The organism is Deinococcus aetherius, from assembly GCF_025997855.1.
Taxonomy (GTDB): Bacteria; Deinococcota; Deinococci; order Deinococcales; family Deinococcaceae; genus Deinococcus; species Deinococcus aetherius.
In genome coordinates this window covers 396,608-417,777 of record NZ_AP026560.1, presented here as the reverse complement: position 1 = coordinate 417,777, position 21,170 = coordinate 396,608, and the positions used below count along the sequence as shown (strand labels likewise).

Here is a 21,170-nt window from a genome sequence, read left to right as displayed (position 1 = left end):
CCTCTCGTGGATGACTTTCACCCCTGGCGGGACATTCCCATCCTGATCGGGGCGTTTTTCGTGCTCACCGCCGCCGTGGGGCTGGTGCGCTTTCCCGACCTGTACACGCGGCTGCACGCGAGCAGCAAGCTGGTGACGCTGGGGTCGGCGGGTATCTTCCTGGGGGTGGCCTTCGAGTTGAGCGACGCGGCGGCCTTCACCCGGCTCGCCGCCGTGCTGCTCTTTCAGTTCCTGACCACGCCGCTCACCGCGTACCTGATCGCCCAGGCCGCCTACCTGCGGGGACTCGCGCCCCAGCTCGACGGCGGCACCGACGAGTGGGGCGCCCTCGGGCAGGCGGAGAGTGTCGCGCTGGCCGACCGGGAGGCGCAGCGGGCGCTGGGGGCGGAGGGGCCGTGACGAGGCGAGGCGGGGACACGCGCACCCCACGCCGTCCCCACCTCGCCTCCCGAATGACCTACGCGGCGGGCCGCGCCCCCTCCCGCCGCGTCCTCCACAGGCTGACGAGGATGCCCCCCGCCAGAATGGCGAGCGTCACGCCCAGGCTGATCGCCGGGTCGAGCTTGCCGAAGAACTGGTTGTAGAAGATCTTGCCGCCGATGAAGACGAGCACCAGCGCGAGGGCGGGCTTGAGGCCCGAGAAGCGGTGGATCAGCGCGTCGAGGGCGAAGTACAGGGCGCGCAAACCCAGGATGGCGAAGATGTTGCTGGTGTACACGATGAAGGGGTCCTGGGTGATGGCGAAGATTGCCGGGATGGAGTCCACCGCGAACACGAGGTCGGCGGCCTCCACGAGCAGCAGGGCGAGCAGCAGCGGCGTGGCGTGCAGCCGCACCCGGCCCGAGGCGTCGGGCAGCCGGGTCACGAACTTCTGGCCGTCGAGCTTCGGGCTGATCGGCATGACGCGGCGCAGGGCCCGGACGACAGGGTGACGCGCTATGTCGGGCGCGTGGTCGTGGGCGCCCCGCACGAAGAGCAGCCGCAGCCCGGTCAGGAGCAGGAAGGCCCCGAACACCCACATGATCCAGTCGAAGTTGCTGACAAGCGCGGCGCCCAGGCCGATCATGATGCCGCGCAGCACGATCACGCCCAGGATGCCCCAGAAGAGAACCCGGTGCTGGAGGTGGCGGGGCACCGCGAGTGCGGCGAAGATCACGCTGATCACGAACACGTTGTCGAGCGCGAGCGCCTTTTCGACCGCGAAGCCCGTGAAGTACGCCAGGCCGCTCTCGGCCCCCAGGCTGAGCCACACCCACCCGCCGAAGAGCAGGGCGATGGCGATGTAAAAGACGCTCAGCCGCAGGCTCTCGGCCACGCCGATCTCCTGAGCGCCGCCCTGCGCCGCCCGCCGCCTGCCCAGCACGCCGAGGTCGAAGGCGAGCAGCGCGGTCACGAGCGTGAGGAACAGCACCCACATCCAGGCGGGCTTGCCGAGCCAGAGGGTCATCAACAGTTCCATAGGGGGAGTCGCCCTTCCGGACCCCGCCCAGGTTTCCGTCACGGCCTCCAATCAACGGGGAGGGCCAGACGCGAACAGGAGCCGGGCGGCGTCCTGTCCGGGTCTGGCCCTTGCCGCGCGGGACCGGGGTGGATTTCCCACCCGAACTGTCGGTCCCCGCGCACCCGGCCTAAGTTAGAAGGCCGGGCGGCGTACTCCCCCGGAGTGAGATTCAGCCTGCCAGAGCCCTCTCCCCCCTTTTGTGGAGGCGCACACAGAACTTCTCCACCGTGGGTTTTCCTTCAGGCTTCGTCAATGCCCCGCAGCCGCTCCACCCGCTCCGCCAGGTCCTCCAGCTCCAGGCTGCGCAGGGCCTTGGCCGCGCGGGTCACGCCCGCCTCGTCCACCCGGTTCTCGTTCCAGCCCGCGATCAACATGGCGCAGCCCTGCAGGGCGTCCGAGACGGTCTCCTTGTGGAACATGGCGGCGAGGTTGCCGGGCCGCTCGGGCTGGGTCTGCTGCACCTGCGCCTGCACGTCGAGCACGACCTGCATGAAGACCTGATCGAGCCGGGCGCGGTCGCCTTGGGAGATGAGCCTGTCCTGGGTTCCCTGATCCTGGGTCATGGGGGGCAGTGTAGGGCGTGGGGCGGGGCTCGCCTGTCTGATCGCCGCCTCTTCAAAGCTGAGCGGTTCGTTATCTTGGGGCATCGTCCGGGGCCACGCCCCAAGGGGAGGAGACGGGGGCATGAAGTACGAGCCGGGCAGCAGGTTCTTCGACGAGATGTTTATGCCGGACGGTACGGTGCGGCCCCACTACCAGGGCATCCAGGAGTACCTGGGCGCGCAGGGGGTCGAGGAGTTCGGGCGCCGCCACCGCCTCCTCGACCTCGCCTTCCGCAACCAGGGCATCACCTTCACCGTGTACGGCGACGCCCAGGGCACCGAGCGCACCTTCCCCTTCGACCCGGTGCCGCGCGTGATCCCGGCGAGCGAGTGGGCCCACCTGGAGGCCGGGCTCACCCAGCGGGTGCGGGCGCTCAATGCCTTTCTGGGCGACATCTACTCGGGCGCCCAGATTCTCGGGGACGGGGTGATGCCCGCCGAACTCGTGTACACCTCCGCCCACTTCCGCCGCGAGGTCCACGGGATTAGGGTGCCCCACGGCCTCTACACCCACATCGTCGGCACCGACCTGATCCGCAACGAGCGGGGCGAGTACCTCGTGCTGGAGGACAACCTGCGCTCTCCCAGCGGCGTGTCGTACCTCCTCGCCAACCGGCAGGCGATGACGCGCATCTACCCCGGCATGTTCCGGGGGCAGGGGGTCAGGCCGGTGGGACACTACACGAATGCGCTGCTGGGCCTCCTCCAGTCGCTCAGCCCGCGCGAGAACGGGACGGTCGTGGTGCTCACGCCGGGCATGTACAACTCCGCGTACTTCGAGCACGCCTACCTCGCGCAGCAGATGGGGGTCGAACTCGTCGAGGGCCGCGACCTCTTCGTGGACGCCGGGCGGGTGTGGATGCGAACGACCGGGGGCAGACGGCAGGTGGACGTGATCTACCGCCGGGTGGACGACGACTTCCTCGATCCGCTGACCTTCCGGCCCGACTCCGCGCTGGGGGTCGCCGGGCTCGTCGAGGTCTACCGACAGGGCCGCGTCGCCATCGCCAACGCCATCGGAACGGGGGTGGCGGACGACAAGGCCGTGTACGCCTACGTGCCGGAGATGATCCGCTACTACCTGAACGAGGAGCCCCTGCTGAACAACGTCCCGACCTACCTGGGCTGGAACCCGGACCACCTGGAGTCCATGCTCGCCCACGCGGACGAACTCGTCTTCAAGGGGGTCGGCGAGGCGGGCGGGTACGGGATGCTGCTCGGCCCCTACGCCACCCGCGAGGAGGTGGAGGCGTACCTCGTGAAGGTGCGGGCCGCGCCGCGCGAGTTCATCGCCCAGCCGGTCGTGGGCTTATCGCGCCACCCCACCTTCTACCCCGACTCGGGCGAGTTCGAGCCCGCGCATGTGGACCTGCGGCCCTACATCCTCTGCGGGGAGGAAGTGACCATCGTGCCGGGCGGCCTGACGCGGGTGGCGCTGCGGCGCGGTTCCCTCGTCGTGAATTCCAGCCAGGGGGGCGGGAGCAAGGACACCTGGGTCCTCGACCACGACGGGCGGGCGACCCCGCAGGGGATGAGCCAGCTCCTGTCGGGAGGTGCCCCGCTGAACATCCAGGCGCAGAGCCAGTACCAGGGGGGCTTCGAGCCGGGCACAGCCGCGCAGGGTCAGAGCCAGTCCCAGTCGGGGGGTGGCATCCAGTCCCAGAGCCAATCGCAGGGGGGCGAGGGCGCTCAAACCCAGAGTCAGACACAGGGAGCGCCACCCGTGGGCACCCCTCCACCCGCCGATGCCCCCGGCCAGCACTCCTTCCAGCAGGAACTGGAGAAAGACGAGCTGGACACCTTTGATGGGGAGGACCGCTGAATGCTGCTGCTTTCCCGCCTCGCGGAGAACCTGTTCTGGATCGGGCGGTATGTGGAGCGCGCGGAGAACACCGCCCGCCTGCTGAACGTCAACTACTACGCCACCCTGGAGATGACGGGGCGGGCGCGCGAACACTGGGCACCCCTGCTCGAACTCACCGGGGGCGAGAGGCGGCTGCGCGAGAAGTACGGGCGGGTGGACGCCCGCTCGGTCAGCGCGTGGCTGGCCTTCGACCGCGACAACCCGTCGAGCATCGCGTCGAGCGTGCTGCGGGCCCGGGAGAACGCCCGGGGCCTGCGCGACCGCATCCCCAGCGAGATGTGGGAGGCGATCAACCGCACCTACCTCAACGTGTGCTTCCAGAACGAGGGCGTGATCGACCGCGACGGCCTCTTCGAGTTCTGCGCCTCGGCGCGCGACGCCTCGCAGTTCTTCTTCGGGATCGCCTTCGCCACCCTCCCGCGCGACGAGGGGTGGTCCTTCCTGCGGGCGGGGCAGATGCTGGAGCGCGGCGACAACGTGGTCCGCGTGCTTCAGACCCACTATCAGGTGATGGACGGGCAGTCACCGAGCGACCCCACCCGGCGCGCGGTGCAGGACCAGCGCTGGGTGAGCGTCCTGAAGGGGGCCAGCGCCTACGAGGCCTACCGCAAGCGGGTGCAGAGCGGCATCGACCCCGTGCGGATCGGCGGGTTCCTGCTGCTCGACGAGTTCTTTCCGCGCAGCGTGCGCTACAGCGCCGAGAACCTGCACGACGCCCTGACCCAGATCGACCGCCACCACCCCGGCGCGCACCCCGACATCCTGCGCCTCTCGCGCTGGCTGGTGGCCCGGCTGCAATTCGCGGGGGTGGAGGACATTCTGGAGCGGGAGGACCCCGGCCTGGACGAGCTGCTGGGCGACTTCAACCGGGTGGGCGCGGCGATCAACGCGGCGTACTTTCAGCAGGAGTGAGGCCCCCCCGCCCGGCGTTTCCTTCAGCCCGGCTGAGCCCCGCGTCACGTTCTTCCCGCCCCCGCCTGTCAGACTGCCCGGGCTGAGGGTCCCTTTCCGCAATGCGCTGCGAAATCCGCCACACCACCGAGTACCGCTACCCCAAGCCCGCCTGGGACTCCTTCAACGAGGTGCGGCTGCACCCGTCCCGCGAGGCGCGGCAGAGCGTGCGGCTGTTCCACCTCCACGTCGAGCCGGAGGCGGTGATCACCTCGCACAAGGACTACTTCGGGGCCATCGTCCACCACGTCCACGTCCACGAGCCGCACACGCTGCTGAGGATCGAGGCGCAGGCCATCGTGGACACCCACCCGGTTCCCCTGCCCCCGCCCATCCCCTTCGCCGAGTTGCGCGGCGTGTGCGCTCCCCACACCGAGTTCCTCGTCGCCAGCCCGCGCGTGCCCGCCGGGGACTGGGCGGAGGTCTTCGGGGTCAGGAAGCCCGCGCCCGGCGACGACCTCCCCGGTTTCCTGACCGACCTCACGACCTCCCTCTACCGCCGCTTCCGGTACGACACGAGGGCGACGACCGTGAGCACGCCGCTCGCGGAATTCGCCACCCACGGGCGCGGGGTGTGCCAGGACTTCACGCACGCGATGCTGGGGATCGTCCGGGGGCTCGGCATCCCCGGGCGCTACGTCAGCGGCTACCTGTACTCGGGGGGCGAGATGGTGGGCGCGGAGGCCACCCACGCCTGGGTCGAGTGCTTCCTGCCGGGCTCCGGCTGGCTGGGCTACGACCCCACCAACAACTGCCTCGCCCGCGAGCGGCACGTCAAGATCGGCCACGGGCGCGAGTACAGCGACGTGTCCCCGGTGCGCGGCACCTACTACGGCGGCGGGCGCGGGGAACTGGGCGTGGAGGTGCGGGTCTACGGGGAGCAGTAGGGGCCAAAGGTGAAGGGCGGAGGCGGTGGGATAACCACTCCTCCGCCCCCGATCTTTGACGCTCAGCCGCGCGTGAACGGCGCGAGGATCAGCGCCACCAGGAAGGCGCCGACGATCCAGTACGCGATTCCCGCCAGGATCAGCGTGACGGCGGCCCCCACGCTGTCTCGCAGGTTCATGCTCGACCCCACGGCGAGGTAACCGAAGAAGATCATCGCGACCGAGATCAGGAAGCCCACGATCCAGCCCAGGATGGGGATGATGCCCAGCACGGTGCCGATGATGCTCAGGGGCACGAAGAAGAGGGCGAAGGAGTAGGCGACCTCGGGGTAGGTGCCCGTGCCCCGGAAGAGGTACTTGCCGACCAGATACACGGCCCCGGTGAAGATGACGAACTGGAGGGGAATCAGGATCAGGCGGGTGATCAGTTGCCCGAAGAAGGTGGTCTCTGGGTGGAAGGGCGCGAAGATCGCGGCGATCACGGCGGAGACAATCGCGGCGACGAGCACGTAGATCAGCGCCTGCGAGGTGCCCCCCCGCCGCTCGAACAGCTCGAAGGTCTGGGGGCTGGGGCGGGCGAGGACGGCGGTGCTCTGCGAGAACATGTCGGCCAGGCTGGCCTTCAGCGGGGAGGGAGCAGTCATGCCCCAGAGTACGGGGAGGGGGGAGGGGGCGTTCCAGCGAGGGCACAAGGGTGAAGTGCATCTAAAGGAACAAGGTGGGTGTGAACCTGCCGGGGCGGTTGGCGTCCGTTCCTTCCTCCCGGCCCGCACGGTTGCCTCCTCGCCCCCGTGAGACAATCTCCCCATGACTGACCTCTCCTCCTCTCCCGAGTCCGGCGAGGCGACCACCTCCAGCGAGACCCACAGCGGGTTCATCGCCATCGTCGGCAAGCCGAACGTGGGCAAGAGCACGCTGCTCAACACCTTCCTGGGCACCAAGGTCGCCCCCACCAGCCCGCGCCCCCAGACCACCCGCCGGGGTGTGCGCGGCATCTTCACGACCGAGACGCAGCAGATCGTCTTCGTGGACACGCCGGGCCTGCACAAGCCCAAAGACGCCCTGGGCAAGTACATGAACCAGGAGGTCCAGGGGGCACTGGCCGACGTGGACGCGATCATCTGGGTCGTGGACCTGCGCCGCCCGCCGGGCGACGAGGACGAACTCGTCGCCCGGCAGGTGCGCGACCTCCCCAAGCCCCTCTTCCTGGTGGGCAACAAGACCGACGCCGCCAAGTACCCCGACGAGGCGATGAAGCTTTACCGGGCGCTGCTGGAGGGCCGCGAGGGTGAGGTGAGCGAGACGATGCTGAGCGCCCAGAACAACCCGGCGGCAGTCGCCACTCTGCGCGAGCAACTGCTCGACGTGCTGCCCGAAAATCCCTTCTTCTTCCCGAACTCGGGCGCCTCGGACCAGACGCGTGAGCAGTGGGCCGCTGAGATCATCCGCGAGGAGGCGATGAAGAAGCTGCGCGAGGAGTTGCCGTACTCGGTCGCCACCCGCGTGAACGACTGGACCGAGCGGGAAGACGGCCTCGTGCGCATCGAGGGCGAGATCATCGTGGAGAAAAGCGCCCACAAGGGCATGGTGATCGGCGCGGGCGGCAAGCAACTGCGCGAGATCGGGCAGGCGGCGAGAAAGCAGCTCGAAATCCTGCTCAACCGCAAGGTCTTTCTGGGCTTGGAAGTCATCGTGATCCCCGGCTGGCGCGAGGACGAGGAGGCGCTGCGGGAACTGGGGTACGAGTAAAGCGGTCAGCCCTCAGCGATCAGCTTTCACAAAAAAGGAGGGGCGGGCGGCTCAGGCTCCCGCCTTCTCCCATCTGGCCCGCTCGCGCAAGGCGTCCTCGTAAAAGAGCCTGGTCTGATACATCCGAATCTGCCCCGCGTCGTAAAGTTGGGCAAACTCTTCCTTGCCGACATACCGGACCTCGGCCACCTCGTCGGTCAGGGTGGGACTGGCGGTCTGATCAGGAAGCGGTTCGGCGAGCCAGATGGTCCACAGGATCAGAACGCCGTCGGGGAAGCGGCCCAGGTAAGCGTTGAGGAACCGCACCAGGAGCACACGCAGCCCGGCCTTCTCCTTCTGACCGGGCGTTCCGAGTTCCCGCACCAGCAGAATGTCACCGCGTTCATTCAGAATGACCACGCCGCTCCCCTGGAGAGTGACGGGCACGTGCGTTTTTTCGTCATGTTGCATGGGGAGAGCGCCTCGGCATCGAGCATAGGCGAAGGCGCCCTGTCTTCGGCGCTGACTGGCGGGCAAGGGGTGGGCAAAGAAGCCGGGCAGCTCACGCTCCCGCCTTTTCCCTCACCTCCCGCATCGCGTACGCCGTATCCACGAAAACTTTCGTGTGGTACATGCGGACTTCCCCCCGCTCATACAGTTCGTCGAACTCGGCGCGGGTGAAGAAGCGAGCTTTCCTGACCTCTCCGGCGAAGGCAGGAAGAGGGGCGGGGTTGTCCCCGTCGCCAATGACTTCCGCCAGCCACGCGAAGCGCAGAATGAGGGGACCGTCGGGCATCCGGCCCAGGAGGGTGTTGAGGAACTTGACGGGCCGCACCGTGAGCCCCGTTTCCTCGTACGCCTCCCGCACCGCCGTGTCCTGCGGGTTCTCGCCCTCTTCCACCCCCCCGGCGGGAATGTGCCACAGGCCCCGGCTCCCCGGCTTGTGCTCGCAGACGAGCAGCACCTCGTCCCGCTCGTTGAGAACGACCACGCCCGCCGAACGCAGCGTCACGGGCACGTCGAGGCTCTGGTCGTACTGCACGGGCTACCAGCCCCGCCGCTGCCGCAGCCCGGTGATGTGCGAGGCGTGGTGACGCCCGTGCCAGGCGTACATCGCCCCCAGGGTGTCCACCGTGAAGGTGTGCCTGGGCGCGGGGTGCGTCCACTCGCGCGCCCAGTCCCCGGGGGCGAGGCTCTCCAGCACTGCCGACCAGCGTGTGTGCAGGCCGCCAAGCAGGTCGAGAGTCGGTTCGAGGGGCAACCTCACGTCGGCGAGTTCGGCCCACCGCCCCTCCTCGTACGGCTTGATCGTGGGGCGGTCCTCGGTGAGGGCGAGTTTGAGGCGCACCACGGCGTTGAGGTGGCTGTCGGCGACGTGGTGAACGACCTGCCGCACCGTCCAGCCTCCCTCACGGTAGGGGGTGTCGGGCTGGTCGTCGGAGAGGCCAGCGACGGCGGCGCGCAGTTCGCCGGGCAGGGCGCGGATTGCGACAAGGGCGTCCGCCCGCTCCTCCGGTGTCAGGGTGAGGGGCTGGGGCATCGGGCCGAGGGGGTAACGCAGGTCGGCTTGGGAGGAATCGGGGGCAGTCATCAGGGGATGTCCTTGGGAGGCGCGAGCAGGTCGAGGGTGAGGGACAGGGTGCGTCTGGCCCGCGTGGGATCGTAGGGCCGCTCCGGGTTGGGGCAGTCCGGGCACGAGGGGCTGGTGTACTCGATGAGGGAGAGCCGGTTGGGCCTGACGGGGTCGAACCAGAGGGTGCGGACGCTGACGGTCGGGGCTCCCTGGGCGGGCTCGACCTCCCGGTACATCGGCCCCAGGTTCACGACCCGTCGCAGCCGCCCGGCCCCGAAGCGGTAGAGCGTCTCGTAACGGGAGAACTCGCCCATCTGCGGCCCAGACCAGTACGCCGCAAGAATCTCGTTCAGCGGCCCGCCGTCCAGGGAGGGCAACACCGTCACGCCGTCCGCGAAGTTCTTCTCGTAGACCACGACCCGCCCGGCCCGCACCACGATCAGGTCGCCGGGGGGCTCGCGCATGGACAGCATGGCGGGTTCGACCGGCGTGCAGTTCAGGACGAGATAGAGGGTCTCGGGCGTGTTGCCCGTGAACCGGCCCTCCTCCCGCCGCACGATCCGCACGGTTCCGCAGGTACGGATGCCCGCCGCGCGCAGCCCCGCCGTGAGCCTGGCCGCCTCGGCGGGGCGGGGCGGGGTCAGCCTGTACACGTCCGGCCCCTTCCAGACGCTCCCGTCGTAGATCAGGCGGGGCGCAGCCCGGGCACCCGCGAGGCTCAGGACGAGGAGGGCGGCGAGGGCGCGCATGGCTCAGCCTACGCTCCCGGGGTCACTCGCCGGGCCGCTTTTTCGTCCAGCGGGTGGCGTCGCGCGTCTCGACCTTCTCCATCATGCGGGTGAAACCACGCTCCAGGCTCAGGCCGCGCTCGTTGGCGAGGCACATCATCACGAACAGCAGGTCGGCGAGCTCCATCTCCAGGTCGCCGCTTTCCTCGCCGGGCTTGGGCGTCTTGCCGTTCTGGTGGGCCAGGACCCGGGCGACCTCCCCGGTCTCCTCCGTCAGGCGCGCGAGCATCAGCAGGGGCGGGAAGTACCCCTCCTCGAACTGCGAGATGTAGGCGTCCACCCGCTCACTCGCCTCGGCAAAAGTCAGACTCATGCGCCCCAGGGTAGGCGCCCACCACATAGAAAACCAGCCGCACGTGGACGGCTGGTGGCTGATCGCTGAAAGCTGGCGGCTTACCGAATGTAGAAGTACGTCTCCTGCACGTCGCGGTCGGCGGGCGCATAGGGCGTCAGGTACCCGTTGGTGGCGACGTTCCAACTGTCGCCCGAGTACACGCCGCTGAGCACGATGTCCGAGGTCGGGCGCACGCGGGTGAAGAGCACCCGGACGCGCTGGAGGCCGCGCGGCGGGGCCACGTTATAGGTCACGCCGTCCTGCGGGCGGGGGAAGACGGTGGTGCCGGGGTTCACGTACACGTTGCGGACCAGGGTGCTCGCGTATCCGTTGGGCTGGAGGGCCACCAGGGTCACGTACCCGGCGGCGCGCGTGGTGACGCTGATCCGCACGGGATCACCCACGAAGTAACTGCCGCCCTCGCCCCGGTCGGGGCGCACGTCCGCGATCAGGTTGCCCCCGACCAGACCGACGTTCGACCGGACGGAGACGGTGCAGGCGCTGAGCCCCAGGGCCAGCGAGCCGAGCAGAAGAGCTGTGCGCATGAGGCCAGCATAAGGGCTCAGGCTGACGGAACGCTGAGGGAAGGGAGCGGGAACGTCCACCCAAATCCCAGGACAAGGGCCACAGTCCAAAGGTCACGAAGCGCAGGGTCCGGGGCGCCGGACGCGGCGTAGCATGGGTCATGCCCTGTTCCCGCCCCCCGCGCCGCGTGCTGGTGGCGCTGCTGGCCCTCCTGCTTGCCGCCCCCGCCGGGGCCGGACAGGCGACGAACACCCCCGCGCCGATCCCCCTGGCCCAGACGGGCGGGTACACGACCAGCCGCTTCTTCGAGGATCTGCGGCAGGGTGAGGTCAAGTCCGTCTCGCTCGACGGCGCGGGCAACGCCAGCATCCTGTTGCAGAACGCGACGCGCCCGCGTTCGGTCGTCCTGCCGCCCGACGCCGCGACCCTCACCCGCCTGCGCGAGGCGGGCGTCCCCGTGCGCGTCACGGCGGGCGGCACCCCCTTCGGCTGGATGGCCCAGGTTCTCCCCCTGATCCTGACCGGCCTGATCCTGCTCGTGCTGTGGCGCAGCCTGCGCGGCCCGTCGGGAGGAGGAGCGGCGAGCACCTTTGGGAAGTCGAAGGCGGCGGTGATCAGCGAGGGGCAGATCAAGCTGACCTTCGCCGACGTCGCCGGGTGTGACGAGGCCAAGCAAGACCTCCAGGAAGTCGTCGACTTCCTCCGTCAACCCGAGCGCTACCACCAACTCGGCGCCCGTATCCCCCACGGCGTCCTCCTCGTCGGCCCCCCCGGTTCCGGCAAGACCCTGCTCGCCAAAGCTGTGGCAGGGGAGGCCAAGGTGCCGTACTTCTCGATTTCGGGCTCGGACTTCGTCGAGATGTTCGTGGGTGTGGGGGCGGCCCGAGTGCGGGACCTGTTCGAGCAGGCGCGCAAGAGTTCTCCCTGTATCGTCTTCATCGATGAGATCGACGCTGTGGGGCGCAAACGCGGGGTCAACCTCCAGGGGGGCAACGACGAACGGGAACAGACCCTGAACCAACTGCTGGTGGAGATGGACGGGTTCGGGAGCGGGCAGGAGGTGATCATCCTGGCGGCGACCAACCGGCCGGATGTGTTGGACGCAGCCTTGCTGCGTCCAGGGAGATTTGACCGTCAAGTCGTGGTGGATGCACCCGACGTGCGAGGCAGAGAACAGATTCTGCGAATTCACGCTCGCACCAAGCCGCTCGATCCCAGTGTGGACCTGGGGATCGTGGCGCGGAGGACGGCGGGGATGGTGGGGGCGGACCTGGAGAACCTGCTGAACGAGGCGGCGTTGCAGGCGGCACGGGCGGGAAGAAATAGGATCACCGGGCGAGATGTGGACGAGGCCAGGGACCGGGTGCTGATGGGCCCGGAACGCCGCTCTCTCGTCGTCAGGGAAGCGGACCGCAAGGTCACCGCCTACCACGAGGTCGGCCACGCCCTCGCCGCTCAACTGTTGCCCAACGCGAACCGGGTCGCCAAGCTGACCGTCGTGCCGCGTGGGCGGGCGGCGGGGTTCATGATGCCGGATGCGGACGACCGCCTTCATGTGACGCGCCCGGCGCTGGAGGACATGATCGCGGTGGCGCTGGCGGGGCGCGCGGCGGAGGAAGTCGTGTACGGCGAGGTGACGACGGGCGCCCAGAACGACTTCCAGCAGGCCACGAATATCGCCCGCCGGATGGTGACCGAGTGGGGCATGAGTGGGCGCCTGGGCAAGGTGGCCCTCGCCACCGACGACGGCAACTTTCTGGGAGGCGGGCCCCACGCCCTCCCCATGAGCGAGGCGACCGCCTCCCTGGTGGACGAGGAGGTGCGCTCCCTGATCGACGCCGCCTACGCCCGCACCCTGGCCCTGATGCGCGAGCACCTGCACCGGATGCACGAGATCGTCACCGTGCTGATGCGCCGCGAGACGCTGAGCGGCGAGGAGTTCGCCACCCTGCTCGCCGGGGGCACGCTGGAGGAGTTGCCTCCTCCGAGCAGCGGGGGACTGACGCCGCTTCCCGCCTGAAGTGAGTGGGAAGTGGTGAGTGGTCAGTGGAACAGGCCGCTCTCCACTCACCACGAACCACTTACCGTTCCTCCTCCGGGTCCCGCGTCTCCCCCACCCTCACCGGGGCCCGCGTCCGGTCCTGGCGCTCGCGCGGATCGTGGCCGCCTTGCCCATCGCGGGTAAGTTTAAGTTCGATGGGGGCGCTGCCCAGCGTCACCTTGCGCTGCGGCGAGGGAATCTCGATTCCGGCCTCGTCCATGGCGATCTTGATGCGGCGGTTGAACTCGCGCCCCAGGGCGTACTGGCTCTTGGGCTGCACCTTGAAGAGGGCCTGGAGCCGCACGCCGTCCGAGGTGAGTTGCGTGACGCCCTGCATCTCGGGCTCCTCCAGGAAAAAGGCGCCCCACTCGGGGTCGGCGTGCAGCTCGCGGCTCACGGCCTCCAGCACGCGCAGGGCGTCGTCGATGTTCGCCGCGTAGGTCACGTCCACGGTGGCGACCACCCGCGACCAGTCCTTGCTGCTCACGCTGACCGTCTGAATCTGCCCGTTGGGAATGATGTGGAGGGTGCCGTCCAGGGCGCGCAGGGCGGTCAGGCGCAGGTTCAGCCGCTCGACGCCGCCGCTGAGTTGCCCGGTGTTCACGGTAATCACGTCGCCCACCCCGTACTGGTCTTCGAGCAGGATGAAAAAACCCGTGAACACGTCCTTGATCAGGCTCTGCGCCCCGAAGCCCACCGCGAGGCCGAGGACGGACACGCCCGCCAGGAGACTGCTCGCATCCACACCGAGCGCCTGGAGCCCCGCGATCAGACCGATGACCACCACGACCACCTTGAGGGTGCTCTCGACCACCCCCTTGAGGGTCTGCACGCGCACGGTGCGGCGGTTGAACTCCTCCTCGGCGACGATGCGGGCGCTGAGGGTGCCGATCAGGTTCCAGGCGATCAGGGCGAGCGCCAGGATGACGACGACCTGCCCCGCGCTGTTGCGAAAGCCCCCCACGATGTCGCCGCCGAGGTCGAAGAGGAAGGGCACGCTCGGCAGGTACGCGACGTGTGTGGCGACGCCCAGCCAGCCCACCGCCACCACGATCAGCCACAGCCACCCGAGGGCCGTCAGGAGCGGGCGGCGGACATGCGGCTCCAGGGCCCGCAGCAGCGTGTGCCCGAAGCGGTAGAGCGCGTAGGCGACGAGCAGAGTGAGGCCGAGGCCCAGCCATACCTGAGGCTTTTGCAGTTGAAAGGTGAGTTCGTCCAGCACCGGCCCAGCCTCTCACGGGGAGGTGAGGAAGCGGCGAAGGTCAGCCCACCCCTGGCGCCAGCGCCGCCTCCAGCCGCGCGATCAGGTTCGCCTCGTGCGCCCGCGAGGCCCGCAGCAGGGCGTTCTTGACCGCCCTCGCGTCCGCGCTCCCGTGCCCGATGAAGGCGAGCCCGCGCACCCCCAGCAGGATGCTCGCCCCGTAGGTGCTGGGGTCCATCCGCTCGGCGAGGCCGCGCAGAGCCCCGCGCACGAGCAGGCCACCCACCTTCGTCTTGAGGTCACTCCCCAGCGCCTCGCGCACCCAGCCGAAGAGCACTCTGGCCTCTCCCTCTGCCAGCTTGAGGACCACGTTCCCGGTGAAGCCGTCCGTCACCACGATATCCGTCGTGCCCTGGAAGATGTCGCGGCCCTCGACGTTGCCGTGGAAGTTGATCCCCTTCCCGTGCAATTCCCGCAACAGACCGTGCGCCTCAATGACAGTCTGACTCCCCTTGTGGTCCTCCTCGCCGATGGAGAGCAAGCCGACCGTGGGGTCCGCCCGGTCCTCGATGACCCGCAGGTACACGGTGGCGAGCCGCGCCCACTGGGCGAGGTACCCCGGCTTCACGTCGGCGTTCGCGCCCACGTCGAGCAGGGTGACGAACCCGGCCCTGGCCGGGAGGTGGGTCAGGATCGCCGGGCGGTCCACCCCCTTCACGCGCCCCAGGGTGAGGAGCGCCGAGGCCATCGTCGCGCCGCTGTGCCCCATGCTGACGACGGCGGCGGCGCGGCCCTCCTTCACGAGGCGGGTGCAGACGTTGATGCTCGCGCCCGTGCGGCTCCTCACGTCCGAGGCGTGCTCGTCCATGCCGATCACGTCGGGGGCGTCCACCACGTCGATGGGCAGGCTCACACTTCCCGGGTGCTTGCCGAGTTCGCCGTGGAGCCTCACCCGGTCCCCGACGAGGAGGACGGGCACCCCGGCGCGGGCGGCGAGCACCGCCCCCTCCACGTTGGGCGGCGCCCCGTGGTCTCCCCCGACCGCGTCGAGCGCGATGGGCAGGGTGGTGTTGGACTTCCCGGCAGTCATCGGTTCAATGGGCATCGGCTCAGCGGTCATCGGCGTCGCTGAGGGGGGCCGTCACGTAGTACGGACGGGTGCTCTCGCCGCGCGTCTCGCCCCGTTGCTCGCTGGGGAGGCGGTAGCCGGGCCGCTCGACGTACTCGCGGATGTCCTTGAAGTCGATGTACTGGTCGGCGGCGTTACGCAGCTCGTAGCTCGTCATCTCGGGGATGCTCGCCACGATCACCCGCTTGCCACGCGCCCGCAACACCTCGACCGGGCGTTCGAAGTCGCCGTCCCCGGTCAGCAGCACCGCCGTGTCGTAGCGCGCGTCGGTAGTCAGCAGGTCGGTCACGATCTCGATGTCGAGGCTCGCCCGGCGCTGGGTGTCGCCGTGCTCGTCGGTGGACTCGCGCAGGGGGCGGGTGCGGACGGTGTAGCCCATGTACGTCAGGGCGTCGATGAACCGCTTCTGCTTGTCGTCCATCGGCAGCGGGACCGCCGTGTAGTAAAAGGCGTTGTGGAGGGTCCCGTACCCCCCGAAGTGCTCCAGAATCTTGCGGTGGTCGAAGTTCCACCCGAGGCGCTTGGCCGCCGCGTACACGTTTGCGCCGTCAATAAAGAGTGCGATGCGTTCCATCATCAGTTTGCCTTTCATGTCTGCCGCCGAACAGCGGACGGACCTCCGCACAGGATAAGGGAGGTCCGCCCGTTCCCTCAATGCCCGTTCGGAGAGGTCGAGGAGCCCCCGACCCCCGGGCGCAGGGCCGGGTCGTGCAGCGCCGCCCATACCTCCGCGCGCAACCGGGCGAGGTTCACCCCGCCGTACTCGGGGGGCAGGCGGTCCAGGTAGCTCTCGGCCTTGTGGAAGTTGCGGTGCGCGAGGCTCCCGTGGTGCCAGCGTTTGTGCAGCGCGGCGGCCAGCAGGATCAGCGCCTGGATGAAGTGCCGCTCGTCGCCGCTCGCCCGCATCCAGGGGCCCTCCCAAGCCTCGTGGGCCTCCCACCACTCGCCAGAGTCGAAGAGCCGGGCGCCCGCCCGCAGGTCCTCCCTCAGCGTCTCCCTCATCCCCCCACGCTAGCGTCCCCGGGGCATGAACGGCAGGTTAGCCACTGTCCATCTCGTCCCTATCCGCCCCCGGCCCCCGGGGGTAGACTGGCCTCATGAAGCCTGTGGAACTCACGGACAGCAACTTTAAGACCGAGACGGGCGAGGGCCTGACCCTGGTCGATTTCTGGGCGCCGTGGTGTGGTCCCTGCCGCATCATCGCCCCCGTGGTCGAGGAACTCGCCGGGCAGTACGAGGGCCGGGTCAAGATCGGCAAGCTCAACGTGGACGACAACCCCGTCACCCAGGGCCAGTTCCGCGTCATGAGCATCCCCACCCTGATCCTTTTCAAGGACGGCCAGCCCGTCGAGGGCATGGTGGGCGCTCAGCCCAAGCGCGCCTTCGAGGCCCTCCTCGACAAGTACGCCCAGCCCGCCGCCGCGACAGCCAACTGAAGCTCCTTGAAGAAGGGCCGCATCCGTGCGTGGATGCGGCCCTTTTCCTATGCCCGGAAGCGCGTGATCTCCGGCGGCGTCCAGGCGTGCAGGGCCTCGCTGAGCAGGATTTCGCCGTCCTCCCACTCGCCGTGCCCGCTCGCCACGTTGATGTGCCCGACCTCGCCCGCCGTGATGAAGGCGGCCTCCCAGGCGTCGGCGAAGGTCTCGGCCCGCTCGAAGCTCACGTAGGGGTCGTTCTCGCTGGCGACGACCAGGGCCGGGAAGGGCAGCGGCGCGAGCGGCACCGGGGCGAGCGGGAGGACGGCGGGAGCCAGTTCGCCCATGTTCGCCTGCTCGGCGTCGGTGGGGCTGACGAGCATCGCACCCCGCACCCGCTCGTTCCCCCCGTACAACCGCGCCCAGTGGACGATGGTCAGCACGCCACACGAGTGCCCGACGAGCACAAGTTCGCCCGGCGTCGCCTCGACCACCTCCTGAAGCCGCGTCGCCCACGCCTCGGCAGTAGGCGCCTCCGGGTCATCCTGCCGCACGCGCGCCGCGCCGAACTTCTCGGTCCAGAGGGTCTGCCAATGTTCCGGGCCGCTGTCCCCGAGGCCGGGGACGATGACGAGGGTGGGGGTCATGGGGGCAGGATACGGAAGGGCTAAGCCAGAAAGGTGATGTGGAGGGGCGAGCCACCCCCTTACGGTTGTGCCGTGGAGAATGCTGAATTCACTGACCCCCGACTCGTGCCCGTCTACGACGCTCTGTACCCGTGGGGTCCCCCAGAAGCCCTTTTCCTCGCGCTGGCGAACGAGACGCCCGCCGTCCGGGTGGCGGACGTGGGCTGCGGGACGGGCCGCATCACCCTGGCACTGGCGGAGGCGGGCCACACGGTCACAGGCGTTGATCCCGCTCGCGCCTCCCTCGACGCCGCAAGGGCCAAGCCGGGCGCGGAACGGGTGGTCTGGCTGGAGGGCAAGGCCGACGTGCTGCCCTCCGTCCCCTTCGACCTCGCCCTGATGACCAGCCACGTCGCGCAATTCATCGTGGACGACGCGGAATGGGACGTGACCCTGGCCCACCTGCGCCGCGCCCTGGTTCCCGGCGGGCGGCTCATTTTCGACTCGCGTGACCCCAGGGCGCGTGGTTGGGAAGCCTGGAATCCCACCGACTCCCGCGAGGAGGCCACCTTGCCGGATGGGCGTGAAGTCGTGAGCTGGACGGAGGTCACCGAGGTCGCGGGCGAGTTGGTCACCTTCCTCACCCACTACATCTTTTCCGGTGGCAAGGAGGAGCTGTTTTCCCTGGGGACTCTCCGCTTCCGCCCCGAGGAAACCCTGCGTTCCTCCCTGGAGCGGGCCGGGTTCGAGATCGAACACATTTTCGGTGGGTGGCAGCGTGAGCCTGTCGGGCAAGGGGACGGCGAATTCATTGTGATAGCCCGGGCCAAATAGAAAAACCCCGCCGAAGCGGGGCCACTGAACATGTCGAAACTCAGACGAGTTCGATCAGCGCCATCGTCACGCCGTCGCCGCGGCGGGTGCCCACGCGCAGGATGCGGGTGTAGCCGCCGGGACGGTCAGCGTACTTGGGGGCCACCTCGTCCATCACCTTGCGCACCACGTCGTTGTCGTGGATGTCGCGGGCGACGAGGCGGCGGGCGTGGAGGTCGCCGCCCTTGGCGGTGGTGATCAGCTTCTCAACGTAGGGGCGCAGCTCCTTGGCCTTCGTGAGGGTCGTCTGGATACGGCCCTCGCGCAGCAGCGCCGTCGCCTGGGCACGGGCCAGGGCGACGCGGGCGCTGCTGTTGCGGTTGAGCTTGCGACCGGCTTTGCCGTGACGCATGGGAATTCTCCTTGGGAAAATCGGGCGAGAGGGTCAGTCCCGCCCGGAAGGGCTCAGTCTCGCAGGGCCAGGCCGAACTGCGCGAGCTGCTGCTTGATCTCGTCGAGGCTGCGCTCACCGATGCCGGGGACCTTCTTCAGGTCACGGTCGGACAGCGCACACAGGGCGTCCACCGAGTCGATGCCCTCCTCCTTGAGGGAGTGCAGCACCCGGGTGGTCAGCCCCAGCCCCTCCAGTGTCACGCGCGGCGTGTCGAGGTCGGCGGGGTACGGCTGGGGGTTGATGCTGAGTTCCGGCTGGCGGGGCAGGTCGTACACGCTCGACGGCACGGGCGCGGCAGGCGTGTAGATGGGCTGCACGTCGGGCACGGTGGCGGCGATGGGCAGCGTCTCCACGTTGCCGAACACCGTCAGCTCGTCGCGCAGGATCTCCACGGCCTTGTCGAGCGCGTCCTGCGGCCCGGTCGAGCCGTCCGTCCACACCCGCAGGATCAGGCGGTCGAGGTCCGTCTGCTGGCCCACGCGGGTGTTCTCCACGTGGTAGGCCACGCGGCGCACCGGCGAGAACACGGCATCCACGGGGATCGAGTTGATGCGGTCCTTGGTGGCGTGCTTGTCGGCGGGGACGTAGCCCTCACCCTCCTCGACGCGCACCTCCATGACCAGCTTGCCGTCCTCGGCGAGGTTGGCGATCACCAGGTTGGGGTTGACGATCTCGGCGTCCGAGGGCACCTCGAAGGCACTCGCCCGCACCACGCCCTCACCCTGGGCGCGCAGCGTCAGGGTCTTGGGGCCGGGCGAGTGGAACCGCACGACGAGTTCCTTGAGGTTGAGGATGATGCGGATCACATCCTCGCGGACGCCGGGAATGGTCGAGAATTCGTGTAGCACGTCCTCGATGTACACGCTCGTCACGGCGGTGCCGGGAATCGAGGACATCAGGATGCGCCGGACGGGGTTCCCGATGGTGACCCCGTAGCCGCGCGCGAGCGGTTCGAGCACGAACTCACCGTAGTCGCCGTCCACACGGGCCTTGAGTTGGGGGCGCTTTTGGTCCACTGGGGCCTCCCTTAGCGCGAGTAATACTCGATGATGAAGTTCTCGTTAATAGGCAGCGCCAGGTCCTCGCGCGCGGGCAGGCGCGAGAAGGTGCCGCTAAAGGTGTCGGGGTTCAGCTCGATCCAGGGGCTGGTCCGGCGGCGCTTCTGCGCCTCCATGTTCTCCTGGATAAAGCCCATCTGGCGACTCTTCTCGGAAACGCTGATCTCGTCGCCGATCTTCACGCGGTAGCTGGGGATGTCCACGCGCTTGCCGTTCACGAGCACGTGCCCGTGGCCGACGAACTGCCGGGCCTGCCTGCGGGTCGAGGCGAAGCCCATGCGGAAGACCACGTTGTCGAGGCGGCGCTCCAGCAGTTGCAGGAACACCGTGCCCGTCACGCCGGGAACGTTCGCCGCCTCCTCGAAGAGGTTGCGGAACTGCTTCTCGCTCATGCCGTACAGGCGGGAGAGTTTCTGCTTTTCGCGCAGACGCACGGAGTAGTCGCTGGGACGACCCCGGCCCCGGCGCTGACCGTGCTGGCCGGGCGCGTAGGGGCGGCGGTCAAGGTACTTCTGAACTTTCTCGGTCTCCGCAAGGTTGATGCCCTCGCGGCGGCTGAGCTTGGTGATGGAACCACGGAAACGACCCATGTACTCACTCCTCTTTGGCCCACGCACGTGCATGAGCCGGGTCTGCGGCCCTCTGGTGCCCGCCTCCTCGCCGGTGGTGCGGCTTCAGCGTCTCGGACGCAACGGGGGCGGGGCAGGTGGGCCGCGCAGGCCGCGCCGTTAGGCGCGGAACTTCTTCTTGGGACGGCAGCCGTTGTGGGGAACGGGGCTGTCGTCCATGATCGACTTGACCTCGATGCCGGAGGCCTGAATGGCGCGGATCGCCTGCTCGCGGCCCGAGCCGGTGCCGCGCACGATCACGTCCACGACGTTCATTCCGAAGGTCTGCTGGGCCTTTTTCACCGCGTCGGCGGCGGCGAGCTGAGCGGCGTAGGGCGTCCCCTTCTTGCTGCCCTTGTAGCCGATGGTGCCGCCGCTCGACCACGCCACACTGTTGCCGTCGAGGTCGGTGATCGTCACGATGGTGTTGTTGTAGCTCGCGCTGACGTACGCGCGACCCGCGCTGATGTTGCGCCGGGCGCGGCGGGGGGTCTTACCCTTAGTAGGTCTCGCCATGGCTTACTTCCTCGTCGCTTTCTTCTTCCCGGCGACGGTCTTGCGCGGTCCCTTACGGGTGCGGGCGTTCGTCTTGGTACGCTGGCCGCGCACGGGCAGGCCACGGCGGTGACGCAGGCCCCGGTAGGCGCCGATGTCCATCAGGCGCTTGATGTTCTGACCGATCTCGCTGCGCAGGTCGCCCTCGACCTTGTAGGTCCGCTCGACGGCGTCACGCAGGGCGCTCTGCTCGGTCTCGCTGAGGTTCTTCACGCGGGTGTCGGGGCTGATCCCGGTCTGCGCGAGGACTTCCTTGGAGCGGGTCAGGCCGATCCCGTAGATATAGGTCAGGGCGATCTCGATGCGCTTCTCGCGCGGAAGGTCCACTCCGGCAACTCGCGCCATCTCAGCCCTGCCTCTGCTTGTGCTTGACGTTGGTGCAGATGACCACCACGCGCCCGTGACGGCGGATCACCTTGCAGTTGTCGCACATCCTCTTGACACTGCTGCGAACTTTCATGCTTCCTCCTCGCAGCCGCCTCACGTCACCACCCATCATGGTGGCGCGCCCGGCAGC

The 21,170-nt window shown here is 68.8% G+C and carries 28 protein-coding genes; 8 read left to right on the top strand and 20 right to left on the bottom strand.

Annotated elements, in window-relative coordinates; genetic code table 11:
- Positions 1 to 6: 6 nt before the first annotated feature.
- Complete coding sequence (gene mnhG, locus DAETH_RS02180) at positions 7 to 399, top strand: monovalent cation/H(+) antiporter subunit G (protein ID WP_264776305.1); 393 nt, start codon at positions 7 to 9, stop codon at positions 397 to 399.
- A gap of 58 nt (positions 400 to 457) precedes the next feature.
- On the opposite strand, the gene DAETH_RS02175 is transcribed toward mnhG, so the two are convergent.
- Together DAETH_RS02175 and DAETH_RS02170 are read right to left on the bottom strand one after the other, a co-directional pair.
- On the bottom strand, positions 458 to 1,447 hold the full coding sequence (locus DAETH_RS02175; RefSeq protein ID WP_264776304.1) for a TerC/Alx family metal homeostasis membrane protein: 990 nt from the start codon (positions 1,445 to 1,447) through the stop codon (positions 458 to 460).
- Between the two features lie 293 nt (positions 1,448 to 1,740).
- Positions 1,741 to 2,064 carry a hypothetical protein gene (locus DAETH_RS02170; protein WP_264776303.1) on the bottom strand — a complete coding sequence of 108 codons (324 nt, stop codon included), beginning with the start codon at positions 2,062 to 2,064 and terminating at the stop codon, positions 1,741 to 1,743.
- Positions 2,065 to 2,185: 121 nt separating this feature from the next.
- Here DAETH_RS02170 and DAETH_RS02165 point away from each other — a divergent pair, with 121 nt between their 5' ends.
- The 3 genes from DAETH_RS02165 (at position 2,186) to DAETH_RS02155 (ending at position 5,805) form a co-directional block, all read left to right on the top strand.
- Positions 2,186 to 3,925: a circularly permuted type 2 ATP-grasp protein gene (locus DAETH_RS02165; RefSeq protein WP_264776302.1), complete on the top strand. Its 1,740-nt coding sequence runs from the start codon at positions 2,186 to 2,188 to the stop codon at positions 3,923 to 3,925.
- Positions 3,926 to 4,879 carry an alpha-E domain-containing protein gene (locus DAETH_RS02160; RefSeq protein ID WP_264776301.1) on the top strand — a complete coding sequence of 318 codons (954 nt, stop codon included), beginning with the start codon at positions 3,926 to 3,928 and terminating at the stop codon, positions 4,877 to 4,879. It begins immediately after the preceding gene.
- Positions 4,880 to 4,980: 101 nt separating this feature from the next.
- On the top strand, positions 4,981 to 5,805 hold the full coding sequence (locus tag DAETH_RS02155; protein WP_264776300.1) for a transglutaminase family protein: 825 nt from the start codon (positions 4,981 to 4,983) through the stop codon (positions 5,803 to 5,805).
- A 62-nt stretch (positions 5,806 to 5,867) separates the two neighbouring features.
- Here DAETH_RS02155 and DAETH_RS02150 read toward each other — a convergent pair whose 3' ends face one another.
- On the bottom strand, positions 5,868 to 6,449 hold the full coding sequence (locus DAETH_RS02150) for a YIP1 family protein (protein WP_264776299.1): 582 nt from the start codon (positions 6,447 to 6,449) through the stop codon (positions 5,868 to 5,870).
- 163 nt (positions 6,450 to 6,612) lie between these two features.
- Between DAETH_RS02150 and era the strand changes: the two genes are divergently transcribed.
- Complete coding sequence (era, locus tag DAETH_RS02145) at positions 6,613 to 7,554, top strand: GTPase Era (RefSeq protein WP_264776298.1); 942 nt, start codon at positions 6,613 to 6,615, stop codon at positions 7,552 to 7,554.
- Between the two features lie 51 nt (positions 7,555 to 7,605).
- On the opposite strand, the gene DAETH_RS02140 is transcribed toward era, so the two are convergent.
- The 6 genes from DAETH_RS02140 to DAETH_RS02115 form a co-directional block, all read right to left on the bottom strand.
- On the bottom strand, positions 7,606 to 8,004 hold the full coding sequence (locus DAETH_RS02140) for an NUDIX hydrolase (protein WP_264776297.1): 399 nt from the start codon (positions 8,002 to 8,004) through the stop codon (positions 7,606 to 7,608).
- A 91-nt stretch (positions 8,005 to 8,095) separates the two neighbouring features.
- The gene (locus DAETH_RS02135; protein ID WP_264776296.1) at positions 8,096 to 8,575 is read right to left on the bottom strand and encodes a Nudix hydrolase; all 480 of its coding nucleotides are present in this window, start codon (positions 8,573 to 8,575) and stop codon (positions 8,096 to 8,098) included.
- Between the two features lie 3 nt (positions 8,576 to 8,578).
- Positions 8,579 to 9,124 (bottom strand): YfiT family bacillithiol transferase, encoded by a 546-nt coding sequence (locus tag DAETH_RS02130; protein WP_264776295.1) that lies wholly within the window; start codon positions 9,122 to 9,124, stop codon positions 8,579 to 8,581.
- Positions 9,124 to 9,855 carry a hypothetical protein gene (locus DAETH_RS02125; RefSeq protein ID WP_264776294.1) on the bottom strand — a complete coding sequence of 244 codons (732 nt, stop codon included), beginning with the start codon at positions 9,853 to 9,855 and terminating at the stop codon, positions 9,124 to 9,126. Before DAETH_RS02125 ends, DAETH_RS02130 begins: the two co-directional genes overlap by 1 nt.
- A 22-nt stretch (positions 9,856 to 9,877) precedes the next feature.
- On the bottom strand, positions 9,878 to 10,207 hold the full coding sequence (locus DAETH_RS02120) for a nucleotide pyrophosphohydrolase (RefSeq protein WP_264776293.1): 330 nt from the start codon (positions 10,205 to 10,207) through the stop codon (positions 9,878 to 9,880).
- Positions 10,208 to 10,287: 80 nt separating this feature from the next.
- Positions 10,288 to 10,773, bottom strand: a complete 486-nt coding sequence (locus tag DAETH_RS02115) for a DUF4384 domain-containing protein (RefSeq protein ID WP_264776292.1) — start codon at positions 10,771 to 10,773, stop codon at positions 10,288 to 10,290.
- A gap of 140 nt (positions 10,774 to 10,913) precedes the next feature.
- Here DAETH_RS02115 and ftsH point away from each other — a divergent pair, with 140 nt between their 5' ends.
- Complete coding sequence (gene ftsH / locus DAETH_RS02110) at positions 10,914 to 12,773, top strand: ATP-dependent zinc metalloprotease FtsH (protein WP_264776291.1); 1,860 nt, start codon at positions 10,914 to 10,916, stop codon at positions 12,771 to 12,773.
- 61 nt (positions 12,774 to 12,834) lie between these two features.
- On the opposite strand, the gene DAETH_RS02105 is transcribed toward ftsH, so the two are convergent.
- The 4 genes from DAETH_RS02105 to DAETH_RS02090 form a co-directional block, all read right to left on the bottom strand.
- Positions 12,835 to 14,016, bottom strand: coding sequence for a mechanosensitive ion channel family protein (locus DAETH_RS02105; protein ID WP_264776290.1), 1,182 nt, complete (start codon positions 14,014 to 14,016; stop codon positions 12,835 to 12,837).
- 40 nt (positions 14,017 to 14,056) lie between these two features.
- A complete protein-coding gene (plsX, locus tag DAETH_RS02100) occupies positions 14,057 to 15,085 on the bottom strand; it encodes a phosphate acyltransferase PlsX (protein WP_264776289.1) in 1,029 nt (342 codons plus the stop codon).
- Between the two features lie 19 nt (positions 15,086 to 15,104).
- A complete protein-coding gene (locus DAETH_RS02095; protein ID WP_264777369.1) occupies positions 15,105 to 15,698 on the bottom strand; it encodes a LabA-like NYN domain-containing protein in 594 nt (197 codons plus the stop codon).
- A gap of 77 nt (positions 15,699 to 15,775) precedes the next feature.
- Positions 15,776 to 16,126 (bottom strand): DUF309 domain-containing protein, encoded by a 351-nt coding sequence (locus tag DAETH_RS02090; protein ID WP_264776288.1) that lies wholly within the window; start codon positions 16,124 to 16,126, stop codon positions 15,776 to 15,778.
- Between the two features lie 95 nt (positions 16,127 to 16,221).
- Between DAETH_RS02090 and trxA the strand changes: the two genes are divergently transcribed.
- The gene (gene trxA, locus DAETH_RS02085) at positions 16,222 to 16,560 is read left to right on the top strand and encodes a thioredoxin (protein WP_216327112.1); all 339 of its coding nucleotides are present in this window, start codon (positions 16,222 to 16,224) and stop codon (positions 16,558 to 16,560) included.
- Between the two features lie 47 nt (positions 16,561 to 16,607).
- On the opposite strand, the gene DAETH_RS02080 is transcribed toward trxA, so the two are convergent.
- Complete coding sequence (locus DAETH_RS02080; RefSeq protein WP_264776287.1) at positions 16,608 to 17,186, bottom strand: RBBP9/YdeN family alpha/beta hydrolase; 579 nt, start codon at positions 17,184 to 17,186, stop codon at positions 16,608 to 16,610.
- Between the two features lie 72 nt (positions 17,187 to 17,258).
- On the opposite strand from DAETH_RS02080, the gene DAETH_RS02075 reads away from it, so the two are divergent.
- The gene (locus tag DAETH_RS02075) at positions 17,259 to 17,999 is read left to right on the top strand and encodes a class I SAM-dependent methyltransferase (protein WP_264776286.1); all 741 of its coding nucleotides are present in this window, start codon (positions 17,259 to 17,261) and stop codon (positions 17,997 to 17,999) included.
- Between the two features lie 40 nt (positions 18,000 to 18,039).
- On the opposite strand, the gene rplQ is transcribed toward DAETH_RS02075, so the two are convergent.
- From rplQ to rpmJ, 6 genes are all read right to left on the bottom strand, one after another.
- A complete protein-coding gene (rplQ, locus tag DAETH_RS02070; RefSeq protein WP_102127896.1) occupies positions 18,040 to 18,390 on the bottom strand; it encodes a 50S ribosomal protein L17 in 351 nt (116 codons plus the stop codon).
- Positions 18,391 to 18,443: 53 nt separating this feature from the next.
- Positions 18,444 to 19,448, bottom strand: a complete 1,005-nt coding sequence (locus tag DAETH_RS02065) for a DNA-directed RNA polymerase subunit alpha (protein ID WP_264776285.1) — start codon at positions 19,446 to 19,448, stop codon at positions 18,444 to 18,446.
- Positions 19,449 to 19,459: 11 nt separating this feature from the next.
- Positions 19,460 to 20,080 (bottom strand): 30S ribosomal protein S4, encoded by a 621-nt coding sequence (gene rpsD / locus DAETH_RS02060; RefSeq protein ID WP_102127894.1) that lies wholly within the window; start codon positions 20,078 to 20,080, stop codon positions 19,460 to 19,462.
- A 138-nt stretch (positions 20,081 to 20,218) separates the two neighbouring features.
- Entirely contained in the window at positions 20,219 to 20,614 is a 396-nt protein-coding gene (gene rpsK, locus DAETH_RS02055) for a 30S ribosomal protein S11 (protein WP_102127893.1), read from the bottom strand.
- Between the two features lie 3 nt (positions 20,615 to 20,617).
- Positions 20,618 to 20,998 carry a 30S ribosomal protein S13 gene (rpsM, locus tag DAETH_RS02050; protein ID WP_264776284.1) on the bottom strand — a complete coding sequence of 127 codons (381 nt, stop codon included), beginning with the start codon at positions 20,996 to 20,998 and terminating at the stop codon, positions 20,618 to 20,620.
- 1 nt (position 20,999) lies between these two features.
- Positions 21,000 to 21,113, bottom strand: coding sequence for a 50S ribosomal protein L36 (rpmJ, locus tag DAETH_RS02045; protein ID WP_102127891.1), 114 nt, complete (start codon positions 21,111 to 21,113; stop codon positions 21,000 to 21,002).
- Positions 21,114 to 21,170 lie beyond the last annotated feature (57 nt).